We start from the raw sequence: 15,566 nt of genomic DNA, 5'->3' as shown, positions 1-15,566 counted from the left end.
CGCGGTACGTCGCCAGTCGGAATCAGTCGCCTTCGTCGTTTTCGCTGGCCGCGTCACCCGCATCGCCTGGGTCTGCAGACGCAGGCGATGCGGGCGACGCGACCGACCCACGAACGACCGACAGTGCCGAGGCGGCGCTGTCGGTCGTCGCGTAACCGCGTTCGCCGGCGACGTCCGCTTCTTCGATCAACCCCGCCGCCCGGAACTCGGTGAGCGTCCCGAGCAAGTCGCTCTCGCAGAGGTCGGTCGCGTCGAGCAGGTATCGGACGGAGAGCGGGCCGCGGCCGTCGAGTTCGAGGAGCAGTCCGAGGCCGCGCTCGTCGCGAACGGCGGTGAGGAGTCGACGGACGGAATCCGGGACGGCCGTCGCGGCCGTCTCGAGCGCCGAGACGCCTTCCGCCGGTTCGAGGTCGGCGTTGTCGCGGTACGTCTCCTCGCCGGTTTCGGGGTTCCGGACCCTGCTGGAGTCGCCCGACCGCTTCACGAGCAGGTAGACGGTGCCGTCTTCGTCCCGGACGGTGCGCATGGTCGGGCGTTGAGGCCGTTGGCGGTTAGCCCTTGCGACCGGTGGCCGACGGCGTGCCGCGCACCGTCAGTCCTCGTTCACTTTGCGGTAGCCTCGTAGCCCGCGGAGGAAGGCGACGAGGCCGACCAGAAAGATGGCCCCGCCGACTTTCAGGCGGCCCTCGAAGCCCACGAGCATCAGTCCGAGGCTCATTCCGAACAGCGCGACGTTGAACAGCAACACGAGCGACCAGAACTGCCGGCGGAGTTCGGGGTCGGCGTCGTCGGCCGAGAACTCCGGCACGCTCGGCACTTCGAGGCCGAGCGTCTCGTCGTCGCTCTCCCGAAACCGCTCGCCCGGGTCGTCCGGGATGAGGTCGGTCCCGCGCTGTTCGGCCTCGGCCTCCTCGGGCGCTCGGTCGTCGGGCAGCACTGTCGAGTCCTCCGCGAGGCACGGGAAAAAAGCGTTCGATGTTCGTGACGTCCGTTCGAAGTCGGTCGTCCGGCGCGACGGTCGCGCTCGCGGGCCGGCGCGCGGCGAGTTACGCCTGCTCTTTCAGCGTGAGCGCGCTCGTCGCCTTCACCCACGCCAGCGGATTCTGGGCGTCGTAGAATACGACCCCGTCCTCCGTCTCGTACGCCTCGACGGCGTTCTCCGTCTCCGCCTCCTCGTCCGCTTCGGGAAGCGCCGCTTCCGCACTGTCAAGCTCGTCACCGGGGTTGGCGTGGTCGGACATTGCGTCACCTCGGACCATGGTATGTGTTATCACATTATATGTCTTTCCATGCGGCAAACCTTTCCGGAAACCCGGGGTCGGGTCGGCGAAGGGGAGGGTTTTTACCCCAAAGCGCCAAAGCTCGATTACATGAGTAACACGGGGTCAGACGCCAAACTGACCGATTTCTCCGGCGGGGGTGACAGCGACCGCGACGTCGCGGCCGAGGCTCGCGCCGTCGCCGGGAGCGACCCCCAGCGCGCGGACGCAGTCGTCGACGACGCCGACTGGCTCCCCGAAGCCGACGGGACGGTCGAACTCGCGGTCATCCAGGTCGACTACACCGTCGAAGGGTCGGGCGACGACGAGCGACCAGTCGTCCACGTGTTCGGTCGCACGCCCGAGAACGAACTCGAACACGTCAAGGTGCACGGCTTCAAGCCGTACTTCTACGCGCCGACGGCCTCGCTGGACGGCCCGCCCGAAGAGCAGTTCGACTCGCTCACCGGAAGCCGGACGACCGACGAGAACGGCGAGCCCTATGAGAGCATCCGGGGCGAGAAGCTCACGAAGATATTCGGCCGGACTCCGCGGGACGTCGGGAACGTCCGCGAGAACTTCGACCACTACGAGGCCGACATCCTCTTCCCCAACCGCTTCCTCATCGACAAGGACGTAAAGAGCGGCATCCGCATCCCCGAGCGCCGCGACGACGAGGGCGTCCTCCACTTCCACGACGAAACCGACGAACTTGCGACCGTCGACGTCGACGCCAGCCCCCGGGTCAACTACTTCGACATCGAGGTCGACGACCGGTCGGGCTTCCCCGAGGACGGCGAGGAGCCCATCATCTGTCTCACCAGCTTCGACTCCTACCGCGACGAGTACGTTGCCTGGCTCTACGAGGCGCCCGACGGCGAGGGCGAGATTCCGTCGTCGCTGCCGGGTTACGACCCCATCGAGGACATCGAGGTCGACGTCCGGGCGTTCGGCGACGAGCGCGAGATGCTCGCGGCGTTCCTCGATTACATCGAGGAGACCGACCCGGACATCTTGACCGGGTGGAACTTCGAGGACTTCGACGCGCCGTACTTCCTCGACCGACTCGACGAACTCGCCGGCCCCCACGAGTACGACCTCGACTCGGACCGGCTCTCGCGCGTGAACGAGGTCTGGCGCTCCGATTGGGGCGGCCCGACGGTGAAGGGCCGGGTCGTCTTCGACTTGCTGTACGCCTACAAGCGGACGCAGTTCAGCGAACTCGACTCCTACCGTCTCGACGCGGTGGGCGAGGTCGAACTCGGCGTCGGCAAAGAGCGCTACGCCGGCGACATCGGCGACCTCTGGGAGGACGACCCCGAGCGCCTGCTGGAGTACAACCTCCGGGACGTCGAACTCTGCGTCGTTCTCGACCGAAAGCAGGACATCGTCTCCTTCTGGAAGGAGGTCGCCTCGTTCGTCGGTTGTAAACTCGAAGATGCGACCACGCCCGGCGACGCGGTGGACGTCTACGTCCTCCACAAGGCCCACGGCCGGTTCGCGCTCCCCTCGAAAGGGCAACAGGAGAGCGAGGACTACGAGGGCGGCGCGGTGTTCGAACCCATCACGGGCGTCCGGGAGAACGTCACGGTGCTCGACCTCAAGAGCCTCTACCCGATGTCGATGACGACCATCAACGCCTCGCCCGAGACGAAGGTCGACCCCGACGAGTACGACGGCGAGGCCTACGTCGCGCCCAACGGCACCCACTTCCGCAAACAGCCCGACGGCATCATCCGGAAGATCATCGACGAGACGCTGGAGGAGCGCGAACAGAAGAAGGCGCTCCGGAACGAGCGCGACCCCGGAACCACCGAGTACGAGCGGTTCGACCGCCAGCAGGCGGCGGTGAAGGTCATCATGAACTCGCTGTACGGCGTGCTGGGCTGGGAGCGGTTCCGCCTCTACGACAAGGAGATGGGCGCCGCCATCACGGCGACGGGGCGCGAGGTCATCGAGTACACCGACGAAACTGCGAGCGGACTCGGCTACGAGGTGGCCTACGGGGACACCGACTCGGTCATGCTCGAACTCGGCGCTGACGTCTCGAAGGAGGAGGCCATCGAGCAGTCGTTCGAGATCGAAGCGGGCATCAACGACGCCTACGACGAGTTCGCGCTCTCGGAACTCAACGCCGAGAACCACCGCTTCCAGATCGAGTTCGAGAAGCTATACAGACGGTTCTTCCAGGCCGGCACCAAGAAGCGCTACGCCGGCCACATCGTCTGGAAGGAGGGCAAGGACGTCGACGACATCGACATCACCGGCTTCGAGTACAAGCGAAGCGACATCGCGCCCATCACGAAGAAGGTCCAGAAGCAGGTTATCGACATGATCGTCCACGGTGAAGACCTGGACGACGTGAAAGACTACGTCCACGACATCATCGAGGACTTCCAGGCGGGGAACGTCGACCTCGACGACGTGGGCATCCCCGGCGGCATCGGCAAGCGACTCGACGCCTACGACACCGCGACCGCGCAGGTCCGGGGCGCGAAGTACGCCAACCTCATGCTCGGGACGAACTTCCAGCGCGGGAGCAAGCCCAAGCGTCTCTACCTCGACACCGTTCACCCGGACTTCTGGCAGCGCATGGAGACCGAGGAGGGGTTCGACCCGAGCGGCAACTCCACCGCCGACCGGCTCTACCGCGAGTTCAAGAAAGAACCCGACGTCATCTGCTTCGAGTTCGCCGACCAGGTGCCCGAGGAGTTCGAAGTCGACTGGGACAAGATGCTCGACAAGACGCTCCAGGGCCCCATCGAGCGCATCCTCGAAGCGCTCGACATCTCGTGGGACGAGGTGAAGTCCGGACAGGAGCAGACCGGACTCGGTAGCTTCGTCTGAGCGTCGGCCGGGGTGGCGCCGGGTTCGGCCCGGGTCGGAGACGTCGACTCGGAATCGAAATCGAAGACGGCGGAGAGGCTGGACCTGCCTCGTCGTCGGCCCGCGTTCGCGGCGGCCGCGGCCGCCGCGAACGCGGGCGGAAAATGACGGCGTAGTTCGCTCGGCGACCCGAATACGCGCCTTTCGAGGACCGGACCGTCGCCGTCTCGACGAGGGCGTCTCCCCCGAGAGAGTTTCCCATTCGGGAAATTTATTTTCCGTCCGGGGAAAGCAATTACGCGGGAATGCGAAAGCATTATGGGTCGGACACCCCTTTCTCCGAACGACTTAGGTGAACCTAACAATGGCAACGCTCGAACTCAAAAATCTCCACGCGGAGGTCGTCGAAGCCGACGAGAAGATTCTCAACGGCGTCGACCTCGAAGTGGAGTCCGGCGAAATTCACGCACTGATGGGACCGAACGGAAGCGGGAAGTCGACGACGGCGAAGATCATCGCCGGCCACCCCGCCTACGAAGTGACCGACGGCGAGGTGCTCATCCACCTCGAGGACGACGAATTCGGCGAGGGCTTCGAGATTCCCGAGGACAAGCGAACCTGGAACCTCCTCGACCTCGAACCGAACGAGCGCGCGGCGCTCGGCATCTTCCTCGGCTTCCAGTACCCCGCCGAGATCGAGGGCGTCACGATGACGAACTTCCTCCGCCAGGCGCTCAACGCCAAGCTCGAAGAGCGCGAAGAGCTCTTCGAGGACGAGGACGGCGAGGAGGAAGAGGAGGAGTCGGGCTACGAAACCAGCCCGATGGAAGGCCCCGCCGACGAGGGCGAGGTCGGCGTCGCCGAGTTCCAGCAGCTCCTCTCCGAGAAGATGGAACAGCTCGACATGGACGAGAAGTTCGCCCAGCGCTACCTCAACGCCGGCTTCTCCGGCGGTGAGAAGAAGCAGAACGAGGTGCTCCAGGCCGCGATTCTGGAGCCCTCGGTCGCCGTGCTCGACGAGATCGACTCGGGCCTCGACATCGACCGCCTGCAGGACGTCTCGAAGGGCATCAACGCCCTCCGCGACGAGCAGGGCACCGGCATCCTCCAGATCACCCACTACCAGCGCATCCTCGACTACGTCGAGCCCGACCACGTCCACGTCATGCTCGACGGCGAAATCGCGATGAGCGGTGACGCGTCGCTCGCCGAGAAGCTCGAGGACAAGGGCTACGACTGGGTCCGCGAGGAAGCCTACGAAACCGCATAAGTGATACCATGAGTTCCGACCAAGACCATCTCAAGCAAACCGACACCGAGGAGCGTTTCTCCTTCAAGAAGGAAGAGCGTTCCGCGGTCAAGTCCGGCAAGGGCCTGACCGAAGAGGTCGTCCGCCTCATCAGCGAGGACAAGGACGAACCGGAGTGGATGCTCCAGCGGCGTCTCCGCGCACTCGAGCACTACCAGAACATGCCGATGCCGACCGACTGGCCGGGTCAGCCCGACCTCACCCAGTTGGACGTCGAGGAAATCGTCCCGTACATCCGCCCCGACGTCGACAAGCGCGAGGGCGCCGATAGCTGGGACGACCTCCCCGAGGAGATTCAGGACACCTTCGAGAAACTCGGCATCCCCGAGGCAGAGCGCAAGGCGCTATCGGGCGTGGGCGCTCAGTACGAGTCCGAGGTCGTCTACCAGAACATGCAGGAGCAGTGGGAGGAGAAGGGCGTCGTCTTCATGAACATGGACGAGGCCGTCCAGGAGCACCCCGAGCTCGTCAAAGAGCACTTCATGACCTCGTGCGTCCCGCCGAGCGACAACAAGTTCGCCGCGCTCCACGGTGCCGTCTGGAGCGGTGGCTCGTTCGTCTACGTCCCCGAGGACGTCACGGTCGAGATGCCCGTCCAGGCGTACTTCCGAATGAACTCCGAGGGTATGGGCCAGTTCGAGCACACCCTCATCATCGCCGAACCCGGTAGCGAGGTTCACTACATCGAGGGCTGTTCCGCGCCCAAGTACGGCACCCACAACCTGCACTCGGGTGGCGTCGAGGTGTTCGTGAAAGAGGACGCTCACGTCCAGTACTCGACGGTGCAGAACTGGTCGAAGAACACGTTCAACCTCAACACCAAGCGCGCCTTGGTCGATTCGGGCGGTCGCATGGAGTGGGTTTCGGGCTCGATGGGCTCGAAGGCCACCATGCTCTACCCCTGCTCGATTCTGAAGGGTCGCGGCGCATCTGCGAACCACATCAGTATCGCGTTCGCGGGCGAAGGCCAAGACATCGACACCGGCGCGAAGGTCTACCACAACGCGCCTCGGACGAATTCGACCATCGAGTCGAAGTCCATCAGCAAGGACGGCGGCCGCACTAACTACCGCGGCCTTGTCCACATCGCCGAAGGTGCCGAGCATTCGAGCACGAGCGTCGAGTGCGACGCGCTGATGTTCGACAACGAGTCGACCTCCGACACCATGCCGTACATGGAGATCGACGAGAGCCGCGTCGACGTCGCCCACGAAGCCACCGTCGGCAAGATCGGCGACGAGGACGTCTTCTACCTCCAGAGTCGCGGACTCGACGACGACGACGCCAAGCAGATGATCGTCTCCGGGTTCATCGAGCCCATCACCGAGGAACTGCCCATCGAGTACGCCGTCGAACTCAACCGACTCATCGAACTCGAGATGGAGGGGAGCCTCGGATGACCGCCACGCAAGTCCACGAGACAATCTCGGAGGAGACCGTCCGCGAGATTTCCGAGGACCTCGGCGAACCCGAGTGGCTGCTCGAGACGCGCCTCGACGCGCTCTCGGCGCTCGCCGAACTGGACATGCCCGACGTCATCCGGACGCCCGGCCGCGACTGGACCAACCTCGACGCGCTCGACTACGAGGGCTTCGTCGACCCGCTGAACGCCGCCGAGGAGAAGGACCAGGTCGGCCCCGACTCGGTCGAGGTCCTGCCGTTCGCCGAGGCCGTCGACGAGCGCGAGGAACTCCTGAAGGAGCACTTCGGCTCCGTCATCGACCCCGAGGAGAACTACCTCACCGCGCTCTCGACCGCGCTGTTCAGCACGGGCACGGTCGTCTACGTCCCGAAGAACGTCGACGCCGAAGACGTGACCATCCGGACGACTCAGAACTCCCAGTCGCTGTTCAACTACACGCTGGTCGTCACCGAACAGTCGAGTTCGGTGACCATCCTGGAGCGCCAGGACACCGGCGAGTCCGTCGAGGGCGACCAGTACTACAGCGGCCTCGTGGAGATCGCCGCGGGCGAGAACAGCCACGTCCAGTACGGCTCGCTTCAGGACCTCGACGAGGAGACGTACAACTACACGCTCAAGCGCGGCGTCACCGACGACTACTCGACGGTCAACTGGGTCGAGGGGAACCTCGGCTCCCGACTCACGAAGTCCTCGGTCGAGACGGAACTCGACGGCGAGGGCTCGGAGACCAAGACCGTCGGCGCGTTCTTCGGCCACGACGACCAGCACTTCGACGTCGCCGCCCGCGTCTGGCACAACGCGGCCCACACGACCGCCGACCTGGTGACCCGCGGCGTGCTCGACGACGCGGCGCGCTCGGTATACGAGGGCGTCCAGGACGTCGGCCGCGACGCGTGGGACACCAACTCCTACCAGCGCGAGAACACGCTGATGCTCTCGGACGAGAGCGAGGCCGACGCCTCCCCGAAGCTCATCATCAACAACCACGACACCGAGGCGAGCCACTCGGCGACCGTCGGTCAGATCGACGAGGAGGACCTCTTCTACATGACCTCCCGCGGCCTCGACGAGGAGTCGACGCGGAACATGCTGGTCGAGGGCTTCTTCGTCCCCGTCCTCGACGAGGTCGAGGTCGAGGAACTCCGCGAGGACCTCGACTCGCGAATCCGCCAGCGCCTCAAGTGAGCGACCTTCCGTAGGCGCAGGCGCCTCGACTCGCCGTCTCGCTTTCTTCTTCTCTTTCGCGCATCTGCTCTCGCTCGTTCTCCGGACGGGACCGACTGCCGGCCGGTCGAACCGTACTTCGCCCAATCACATCTGTTAAGTTCCCGACCCACCGAACTAACCACGATGACCGCCGTATCGTCGTCCGAACCCAGGTGGTCGACGTGAGCGTCGGCCACCGAGTCTCGACCGACCGCCAGCTCGCCCGGCTGCTCCAGATTGGAGTCGTGTTAGAGGAGGTCGTCGAGGTCCGCGCGGCGCGCCACTACGACACGCTGTCGCCCGACGAGCGCGACGAGGTGATCGAAGAGCTCCTCGCGGAGGCCCGCGAGGAGTCGGCCGACCACCGACGCCGACTGGAATCGCTCATCGACGAACTCGACGCCGACCCGGTTCCCCTCGAAGAGATCGAGACGCTGGTCGAAGCCCAGTACGCCCAGACCGGACCCGACGACTTCGACGGTGTGCTCTACGACCAGTTGCACGGCGAGGAGACGGCCTACAAGTTCTACGACGACCTCATCCAGGCCGTCGAAGCCAGCGACGTGACCTTCGGCCTCGACCGCGAGCGACTGCTCGCCACGCTCCGAGCGATCCGCGAGGAGGAGGCCGAGGGCGTCGAGGAAGTGACCGAAGTGATGGAGACTCGAGCATGAATACGGCAGACCAGTATCTCAAGGCTATCTACCTCGTCCAGCGGATGGAGAACGGCCCGGCCTCCACCGGCGCGCTCGCCGAGCGACTCGACGTCAGTCCGGCCAGCGTCAACGAGATGATCGGCAAACTCCAGGAGCGCGAACTCGCCGACCACGAGAAGTACAAGGGCGTTCGGCTCACCGACGAGGGAATCGAGCGCGCCCGGGAAGCCCTGCAGACCTACTGCATCATCGAGCGCTTCCTCAAGAACGTCCTCGAAGTCGAGGAGTTCCCGAGCGAGGCCAAGGCCTTGGAGAGCGTCATCGACGAGACGGTGGCCGAGCGGTTGGACACCATCATCGACCGCGAACCCCAGTGTCCTGACTGCTTCAGCGCGGAAGCGGATATGTGCGCGGAGTTGTTGGATAGCGAGGCGGATTAGACCGGGACAGTCCGTCCTCGGTCTTCCGATTGCGATACGTTCAAGTGCGTTATCGCGTTAGTTTTCGTTGCGGTCGACAGCGCAGTCCCATGGTGGTGAGCGTTTCCGGAGGAAACGCGAAACTCGCAGGATGAGCGAACGAAGCGATCGAAGTCCCGTGGTGTAGTGGCCAATCATAATGGCCTTTGGAGCCATTGACGGCGGTTCGAATCCGCCCGGGACTATATCCAAAACGGTACGAATCCACCTTTTCACGGTGATACTCGCCGCGACTTCCCGCGTCGAACGATGGGGTCCGTGGCGCGCGCCCGTGACGAATAGATACCAAATTCTATCTTTTCGGAGGAGGTGGATCGCCCATCACCTGCGTCATCGTCCCCCGGTAGTTAGCGTACGCATTTAGTATCGACTGCTTCGTTTCGGTTTCCAGTTTCTCGTACGAGTCGAGGACGAATTCGAGTTCGTCGTCGTCGAGGCCGTACGCGTGAGCGACGAGGGCGTCGATCTCGTTCATCACGCTCTCGCGACGGCCGTCCTCGACGTCTCGATTCAGGATTTCGCGGGTTCGAGAGACGATGCTCTCGAACAGTTCCGTATCGGCGTCGAGCCTCGGGACGGGTACCTGGCGAATCACGTACATGTTCAGGTGGCTGTTCGTGCTGATCTGCCGAGCGCGATACTCGAACGCCCAACTCTGCATCACGGCCGCGAGATACAGTTTCTCGTCCTCGGACTGGTCGGGCACGACGTAGTTCAACGAGTTCCCGATGCCGTGTTCCGGCGGAACGACGGTCACGAACATCCGCCGTCGCAGACTCGGACGGGCGACGTCGCGCCACACGACCCGCGACTCGTTCGCGTGTTCACACTCCGTTTCGAGGAAGTCCGCCTCCACCCACTTGTCGATGACCTCCGGCTGGAGGTCGTACGGGAAGACGCACCGACCCTTGACGAACGGGTACGCGGTTTCCTCCTCCACGATGTGGTGTCTATCGTTCGTCTCGTCTATCTCTCGTGATGGGGTTACGCTCCAGTACTCGCCCGAGTCGTCACCGGCGAGGGGGTGCGACGTGAGGGTGTCGAGGACGTTGAGGCCGGTTTCGTCGCGGACAGGAATCAGCGAGAACGTCTCCGGGGCCGCCTCGCGGACCAGTTCCCCGGAGATCTGCGGTACTTCGTCCGAGTGATACAGTCGACCGAACTCGTCCGCCGACTCGATACCGTCGACGTAGCGGAGGTTCTCGGTCCTCCCGCCCTTCGTGTAGATCTGGATCGCGGGATTCTGGTCGACGCCTTCGAACACGTCCGACCGTGCCTTGAACGACCAGAAACTATCGACGGTCCCTCCGTCGAAGAGCAGTTCTCGGAGTGCGGTGGACCCCGCCTCACCGAGAATGCCCGAAGGCGTGATGAGGAGGACGTCTCCTCCTTCGCTCGCGACGTTGTACGCGAGTTCCGTGGCGAGTTTGTACTTGTTGTAACTGTGTCCGTATCGCCCGCTGGTCTGATGCCGGTAGTAGGTGTCGGACTTGACGAAGTCCAGAAAGTGCTCGATACGTTCGACGTACCGGTCGTAGTCGGCCCGCACCTCGTCGTCTTCGAGCAGGTCCGCTTTGAGTTCGTCCCGTTTCGCTCTGCTTCGTTGCGAGAAGTCCGGTTCGACGGTATCGAAGAACTCCCGGTCGTTGCACTTCACGACGTCCCACGGTGGATTACCGATTATCACGTCGAACCCCGGTGAATCGAGGAGGCGCCCGTTCTCGTCGTAGAACGCCTCCGGGAATTCGAGGGGCCAGCAAAAGGGCTGGTCGTCTTCGAGATACCAGTCGGGGAACCGGTCGAGAACCCGGCCGGCCGTCCGCGAGACGATCTGCTCTTTCAGGTCCAGGCACTCTCGAAGCGTCTCCGCATCGCGTTGACCCTCTCGGAGCCGTTTTCGATAGCCGACCAACTGACCGAGTTTCGCGGGGAAATGTAGCGTGTTCCTGTTCGGCCACGCTTCGGGCGGGACGGGGTCGAGCAGTGCGTTTCCTTGCTTCAGATTCGGTGCGATGAGGTTCCGGACTTCCGATTCCGAGAGCGAAGAGTCCTCGGCGATGTGCGAACACGCGTCCGCCAGCGCGCGCTCGTCGAGGTCGACGCCGTACAGCATCCGCGAGTAAACGTGTTCGGCCACGTCCCGTTCCCCGTCGAGCGCCTCGTGGTCGAGTTCGAGTCCTTCCGCCGAAACGACCTCGCGGACTCGGTTGAGGACGTCTTCGAGTCGAGGGGCGAGTTTGCTCAGGAAGACACCGCCACCGACAGTGGGGTCGCAGATTTTCAAATCGAGAAGTCCGTCGGCGAGGTCCCGCGCCTCCTCTTCGGCATCGTTCCTCGCCGCGTTTTCCACCTTCTCTGCTATCGGCTCTACGCGCCGCTCGATGGCGATATCAGCCAGTACCTCCGCCAGATGTTCGTCGGTGTAGTACGCTCCGGCGTCCTTCTGGTGGCGGCGATGTCGATACTCGACGGACTCGTTCTCGGCGTAGAACTCGTCGGGGAGATTCGCCTCTAACTCCGATTTCTCCGAAAGGAGCAGCGGGGCGGTCAACCAGTAATAAGAGTTGTCGGACATGTTTATCGACGCGACTTCCAGTTGCTACTGACTCGGAGGGACCGACACTTGGGTCTATCGTCGTCGTTTTCCTTCATGGCATCCGGACGACCGTGACTCGTTCGGCTTCGTCGACAGACTTCGGGAGCGTCCGCGTACTCGTTGCGGAGAAATCACTCGACCCGGCAGATAAGAGCGTCCATTCATTTCGGGCGGCACAATATTCGACGGGGAGAACCACCGCGTCCGTACTACGGTATCTGTACGGTCGAGAATCGTACTGCCGACGGTGCTCCGAAGCTGTCACGGAAGTAGCCTTCGCAGGTCGCACCGACTTGCTCGAAGTAGGTCGTGTGTCGCCGTCAGACGGCTCTCGAAGCGGTTTCGTAACGGTTTCGTGACCGGCAGCCTCCAGGGAGTACCTATTTCGTGCTTCACGTTGACTAGCACTCCCCATGTCCCACCCCGTCGAACTCGGACTCGGCGCGGTCCTCGTCCTGTGGGGGTTCGCCGACTACCTGTTCCCCTCGACCGTACTCAGAGCGCAGTCCCGCCTGTTCAGTTTCCCGCCGACGGTCACCGACGCGCTCGCGCGCGCCAAGCGCCGGATGGGGCTGGTCTGTCTGCTCGTCGGCGTAGTCACGGTCGCCCACGCGCTGGGTTGAGTTCTCGGCCGACCGCCGACCTCGCGCTCCGAAGGTTCGACCTACCGTCCCGCCTGCGCCGGCGGTAAACGCACCCTACCGGGCAGGGGACCCCGATTCAGGCGGTCTTTGACACCGCCTAATAGTTATCCAGCGCACACATAACAAAAAGCGTAGGAACCGTCCGTGCACACGCATGGCCCCGCCCCTGTACAGACTCGTCGACCGACTCAAAAACAGAGAGCGATGGAACTGACGTGGGTCGCCGCCGCGTCGGTGCTGACCGTCGGCGTCGGATACGCGTTCTTCCAGCGCGTCCAGCAGTCCCCGCTGGTCGTCTGGGCGCTCATCGGCGCCGCGCTGGTCGTCCTTTCGACGCGCGACCTGTTGCGGTCCCGGGACCGCCACCGCGCCGGAATGCCACCGCGCGAATCCGAGGAACCCGAGAGGAACGTCCGGCGTGACGCCGGGAACGTCCGAGAGCGTCCGACGCTCACGGCTCGACTGCTCCGCCGCGTCGGCCGGTGGCTCACCTGAACCACCTCCGACCGCTCTTCGTCGCTCCTCCCCCGTCTCTCGGCCCGCCTGGGTAGTACGTCGTGCGGTCACCGTCGGCCCCCTCGACTGTCGTCTCGAAAACACGCTCGCCGGAGGAATCGACGGAGGGAGTTTCGGTCATACGCTCGGTCGTACCCGCGCGAAGGGGCGAATGCTACTCGATTCGCTCGTCGTAACTCTAAAGAGTCAATCATACGTTTATGCGAGTAACAATGAACGCGAACGTCGGACAATCGAGGTGGTTTCGTGGGCGTCGAGATTAAAGAATCGCCCGTCACCGAGTCGGAACTCGATGAGATGAAGGAGTTCGTCTACGAGTATCTCTCGGCCAGCGTCGAGAACGAGGACGGCGGGGGTCGGATGCGGTGGTACCCCTGGCACTCGGCGGAGTACCGCTTCAACCACATCCTCAACGTGGTCGACCTTGCCCAAACCATCGCCGAGGCCGAGGGCGCGAACGTCGACGTGACGCGGGTCGCCGCGCTGTTCCACGACATCGCGAAACTCGACGCCGACCAGGAGGTCCACGCCGAGGAGGGCGCGCGCATCGCCCGGAAGTACCTCGAAACCCACGGCGACTTCCCCGAGTCGTTCATCGACGAGGTCGCCAAGGCCGTCGAGAACCACTCCTACCAGGGCGACCTCGACAACCTCTCGCTGGAGACTCGGTGTCTCATCGAGGCCGACCTGCTCGACAAGGTGGGCGCGAACGGGACGGCGCTGATGCTGCTGCGGATGGGCTACGAGGCTCGCACCCACATGGACTCGGCGGAGATGGTCGAGCGCGTGCTCGAACGCGGCAAGGACGCCGCCGACCGCGTCCGGAGCGACACCGCCGAGAGCATCGCCCACCGCCGGCTCAAGCGCGTGAAGTGGTTCCGGGAGTGGCTGGAGATGGAGGTGCCGGAGATGGACAGCGAGAAGACGTCGTCGCCGCGCGGCCACCGGCGGCCGTAGCGAGCGAGGAGGAGCGACGCGACGACCTGCGGCTAACGAGATTCTGAAGCGAGCGCCAGCGAGCGAGAGTTCCGAAGACGTCACGAGAAGTCAGGCGCCTTGAGCGACTGCGCTCTCGATTGCTCCGTGTCCGCCCCGGTCGGCGGCGCGGCCGCGCCGCCGACCGGGACGTGCTCGCGGTCACCCCAAAAGCGACACCGACCGCGAGAGGAAGGAGAGTCCGGCCAGCGCCAGCACCGCCGCGCTCAGCACCGCGACGACCGGCGCAAAGGCGTCGACTCGGCGGCCGGCCGCGGTCAGCGCCGCCGGAAAACCCGTGATCCAGAGTCCGATGCCGGCGAAGAACGCCACGAGGATGACCGGCCCGCCGGTACGGACCGTGAGCCCCAGCGCGTCGAGCGCGAGCGTCCCGGGGTCGAGCAGTCCGACGCCGGCGGTGAGCCACCACAGAATCTGGTAGGGGTTGGTCAGCGCGAGCGCGAACGCCTTCCGGAAGCCCTTCGAGTCCTCGTCGGCGCTGGCGTCGTCCTCGTCTGCGGTGAACGCCGCACTTGCGTCGGTGGCCGCGCCGTAGGCGAAGTAGAGCATCAGCAGGCCGCCGACGCCGAACAGCGCCGCACGGAGCGTCGGCATCTCCTGGACCACCGCGACGACGCCCAACAGCGCCAGCACGAAGAAGCAGGCGTCGGCGGTCATCGCCCCGAGTCCCGCCCGGAAGCCCGCGCTCCAGCCCCGGAGCACGCTCTCCTCGGCGATGACGGCGTTCATCGGGCCCGGCGGGGCCGCCAGCGACAGTCCCAGCGCGATGCCGGCCAGCGCCGACGCGGCGGCGTCTATCATCGCTCCGAGGTAGGTTCCGCGCCCGAGAAAAGCCTGTCGCGTCGACGACGCGGGTTCCGCGAGAGCGGAGTGCCACCGAGGTCGCCCGGGCCGCCGCGAGTCGCTCGGTTTACAGCGGTGCGCGCACGGCGAGCGCGGCCAACCCCACGAACGCGACGCCCGCGGCCAGTTCGACCCAGCGGAGCGGCAGGCGGTTGCCGAGGGCCTCGCCGACGACGGCGTCGACGCCTGTTCGGAGGGCGATCGCGGCCATCACGCCGACGAACACCGACAGCGGTCGGTCGGGAAACGCCGCCGCGAGCGCGATGGTCAGCAATTGGGTCTTGTCGCCGAACTCCGCGACCGCGACGAGGGCGAACCCCGCCACGGCGCCGCGGCGGTCGTCGAACCGGTCGAGGAGCGACGAGGACGCCTCGTCGGCGCCGCCGTCCTCGCTCTCGCGAAATCGCTCGACTGCGTTCCACAGCGTCCACGCGCCGAAGGCGGCGAACAGACCCGCGGTCGCGACGGTCAGCAGGCTCCGGGGAATCGCGGCGACGAGCCAGCCGCCGAGCGCCACTTCGAGCGCGCTCCAGGCGGCGAACGCGGCCATCGCGCCGGCGAACACGCCAGCCCAGGACTTCTCGGAGGCCAGAGTCACGACGGCGACCTGCCCCTTGTCGCCGAACGTACCGACGAGGTTGGCGACGAACGCCGCGACCAGCGGGCCGTAGACGGCGTACCGTTGGACGAGCGAACCGACGTTCTGTGCGACCAGCGGCGTCGTCATCGTCTGGGCGGCCATCGGGGGTCGACCCCGCTAGGAACCCGACGTCGAGAAGGGTTACGGCCAGGAGAAGCGAGCCTCGCGGGTTT

At 64.9% G+C, this 15,566-nt stretch carries 15 protein-coding genes and 1 tRNA gene; 10 read left to right on the top strand and 6 right to left on the bottom strand.

Annotated features, from left to right (window positions below):
- Positions 1–22: 22 nt before the first annotated feature.
- From NGM07_RS18725 to NGM07_RS18715, 3 genes are all read right to left on the bottom strand, one after another.
- Positions 23–526, bottom strand: coding sequence for a DUF7346 family protein (locus NGM07_RS18725; RefSeq protein WP_368410220.1), 504 nt, complete (start codon positions 524–526; stop codon positions 23–25).
- Between the two features lie 66 nt (positions 527–592).
- Positions 593–937 (bottom strand): DUF7322 domain-containing protein, encoded by a 345-nt coding sequence (locus NGM07_RS18720; RefSeq protein WP_253514420.1) that lies wholly within the window; start codon positions 935–937, stop codon positions 593–595.
- A 109-nt stretch (positions 938–1,046) separates the two neighbouring features.
- Entirely contained in the window at positions 1,047–1,241 is a 195-nt protein-coding gene (locus NGM07_RS18715) for a DUF7331 family protein (protein WP_253514419.1), read from the bottom strand.
- 129 nt (positions 1,242–1,370) lie between these two features.
- Between NGM07_RS18715 and NGM07_RS18710 the strand changes: the two genes are divergently transcribed.
- The 7 genes from NGM07_RS18710 to NGM07_RS18680 all read left to right on the top strand — a co-directional run bounded on the left by NGM07_RS18710 (position 1,371) and on the right by NGM07_RS18680 (position 9,343).
- Positions 1,371–4,106 carry a DNA-directed DNA polymerase gene (locus NGM07_RS18710; protein ID WP_253514417.1) on the top strand — a complete coding sequence of 912 codons (2,736 nt, stop codon included), beginning with the start codon at positions 1,371–1,373 and terminating at the stop codon, positions 4,104–4,106.
- Positions 4,107–4,449: 343 nt separating this feature from the next.
- Positions 4,450–5,355 carry an ABC transporter ATP-binding protein gene (locus NGM07_RS18705; protein WP_253514415.1) on the top strand — a complete coding sequence of 302 codons (906 nt, stop codon included), beginning with the start codon at positions 4,450–4,452 and terminating at the stop codon, positions 5,353–5,355.
- Between the two features lie 8 nt (positions 5,356–5,363).
- Positions 5,364–6,794, top strand: coding sequence for a Fe-S cluster assembly protein SufB (gene sufB / locus NGM07_RS18700; RefSeq protein WP_253514413.1), 1,431 nt, complete (start codon positions 5,364–5,366; stop codon positions 6,792–6,794).
- Entirely contained in the window at positions 6,791–8,002 is a 1,212-nt protein-coding gene (gene sufD / locus NGM07_RS18695; protein ID WP_253514412.1) for a Fe-S cluster assembly protein SufD, read from the top strand. The genes sufB and sufD overlap by 4 nt, the downstream gene beginning before the upstream one ends.
- A 203-nt stretch (positions 8,003–8,205) precedes the next feature.
- Positions 8,206–8,697, top strand: coding sequence for a ferritin-like domain-containing protein (locus tag NGM07_RS18690; protein WP_253520248.1), 492 nt, complete (start codon positions 8,206–8,208; stop codon positions 8,695–8,697).
- Positions 8,694–9,119, top strand: coding sequence for a metal-dependent transcriptional regulator (locus tag NGM07_RS18685; protein WP_253514411.1), 426 nt, complete (start codon positions 8,694–8,696; stop codon positions 9,117–9,119). Before NGM07_RS18690 ends, NGM07_RS18685 begins: the two co-directional genes overlap by 4 nt.
- 151 nt (positions 9,120–9,270) lie before the next feature.
- Positions 9,271–9,343, top strand: a tRNA-Gln gene (locus NGM07_RS18680).
- Positions 9,344–9,450: 107 nt separating this feature from the next.
- Here the strand turns inward: NGM07_RS18680 and NGM07_RS18675 are convergent.
- The gene (locus NGM07_RS18675) at positions 9,451–11,733 is read right to left on the bottom strand and encodes an Eco57I restriction-modification methylase domain-containing protein (protein ID WP_253514403.1); all 2,283 of its coding nucleotides are present in this window, start codon (positions 11,731–11,733) and stop codon (positions 9,451–9,453) included.
- 434 nt (positions 11,734–12,167) lie between these two features.
- On the opposite strand from NGM07_RS18675, the gene NGM07_RS18670 reads away from it, so the two are divergent.
- The 3 genes from NGM07_RS18670 (at position 12,168) to NGM07_RS18660 (ending at position 13,871) form a co-directional block, all read left to right on the top strand.
- Complete coding sequence (locus tag NGM07_RS18670) at positions 12,168–12,377, top strand: DUF2065 domain-containing protein (protein WP_253514401.1); 210 nt, start codon at positions 12,168–12,170, stop codon at positions 12,375–12,377.
- Positions 12,378–12,602: 225 nt separating this feature from the next.
- On the top strand, positions 12,603–12,893 hold the full coding sequence (locus NGM07_RS18665; RefSeq protein ID WP_253514399.1) for a hypothetical protein: 291 nt from the start codon (positions 12,603–12,605) through the stop codon (positions 12,891–12,893).
- 267 nt (positions 12,894–13,160) lie between these two features.
- Positions 13,161–13,871 (top strand): HD domain-containing protein, encoded by a 711-nt coding sequence (locus NGM07_RS18660; protein ID WP_253514397.1) that lies wholly within the window; start codon positions 13,161–13,163, stop codon positions 13,869–13,871.
- A 180-nt stretch (positions 13,872–14,051) separates the two neighbouring features.
- Here NGM07_RS18660 and NGM07_RS18655 read toward each other — a convergent pair whose 3' ends face one another.
- Positions 14,052–14,711, bottom strand: a complete 660-nt coding sequence (locus NGM07_RS18655) for a LysE family translocator (protein ID WP_253514395.1) — start codon at positions 14,709–14,711, stop codon at positions 14,052–14,054.
- Between the two features lie 109 nt (positions 14,712–14,820).
- Positions 14,821–15,495, bottom strand: coding sequence for a TMEM165/GDT1 family protein (locus NGM07_RS18650; RefSeq protein ID WP_253514393.1), 675 nt, complete (start codon positions 15,493–15,495; stop codon positions 14,821–14,823).
- Between the last annotated feature and the right edge of the window lie 71 nt (positions 15,496–15,566).

Source organism: Halorussus vallis (assembly GCF_024138165.1).
Lineage (GTDB): Archaea > Halobacteriota > Halobacteria > Halobacteriales > Haladaptataceae > Halorussus > Halorussus vallis.
The sequence above is the reverse complement of the archived record's forward strand: the minus strand, read 5'-3'. Positions and strand labels throughout refer to the sequence as shown.